The 1160-nt window shown below is 58.2% G+C and carries 1 protein-coding gene; it reads right to left on the bottom strand.

Going from position 1 to position 1160, the window contains the following annotated elements; translation table 11 throughout:
• Positions 1-920: aromatic ring-hydroxylating oxygenase subunit alpha (locus tag ACRC1E_RS12025; protein WP_438515332.1), on the bottom strand; the 920-nt coding region annotated here is incomplete at its 3' end.
• Between the last annotated feature and the right edge of the window lie 240 nt (positions 921-1160).

Genomic DNA, 1160 nt, shown 5'->3' on the forward strand with positions numbered 1-1160 from the left:
GTAACATTCTTGCTCTTCATCAGCACCTCGTAGTACTGCACGGTCAGTCCGGCAGATACCGGGTACTCGTAGATGATGGTCATGGTGTCGTCACCGGGGACCACATTGAACATGACGCAAGGCCAGACCCAGTAGCCGCTGAAAGCCTGATTCCTGACGTCCTGACCGAAGGCATAGCCCTGATCGGACGATTTGCTGAGTCCGTGTTGCAGTGTCCAGTTGCCGTGCAAGGTATGGGTGTAGCTGGCGCTATCGACCGAACTGGAAAAACCGGGATGTGCCGGCGCGCAGTGATAGCACTCCATATAATTGTCGACAATCACCTTCCAGTTGGCGGGGGTGTCGGTAATGGTACGCGATGCCACCTGCAGTTCGGCAATATTGGGGCAGACTGACTTGAGGTGGGCGTCCAGTCCGGCGAGTGCCTGTTCGATCGGCGCGGCGTCCATATCCATGTTGATGAAGACGAAGCCGGCGTATTCGGCCACCCTGAGCGGGGTCAGGCTGTAGTCGGCCTTGTCGAAGTGGGCGACGTTCTCGCAGTTGCGCGCCACGGCCAGCTCGCCGTCCAGCTTGAAAGTCCACGCGTGGTAGGGGCAGCTCACCATATTGCGTGAAATCCCGCTGTCTTTGAACAGCTCGTGGCCGCGGTGCGGACAGACGTTGTAGAAGGCGCGCAGCACGCCGTCGCGGCCGCGCACCGCGACCAGATTCTCTCCGACGATTTTGCGCGTCACATAAGCGTTGATTTCGGCCAGTTCGCTGGCGTGGCACAAACATAGCCAGGCATGAGCGAAGATATGCTCCTTTTCGTGCTGGAATACCGCCTCGGAGGTGTAATAGCTGGCCGGCAAGGTGTAGGCATGGTCGAGGTCGCGGCAGAAATCGTCCGGCAGTTGCAGGCTCTGGTGTTGCAGCATGGCTGTCTCCTGTGGTGACAAGGGCAAGGATGTGTTCTATGTGCTTTACCTAGCATGCGTCGTGCCATCGCGACCATGCAAATAAGTGATTGATTTATATGGATTTTATTGTGGGTGACAGGCGGTGGATTTCAGGTCTTGTGCTGTAAATCCGGCGGGGTGCCGGATTTTCGGCAGGGCAGTTGGCGCGGGCGATATTGTGCCCGGAGGCCTATAGGGGGCACGGGTGAGCGGTGGGGG

It is taken from the genome of Craterilacuibacter sp., assembly GCF_051659485.1.
Classification (GTDB): domain Bacteria; phylum Pseudomonadota; class Gammaproteobacteria; order Burkholderiales; family Chromobacteriaceae; genus Craterilacuibacter.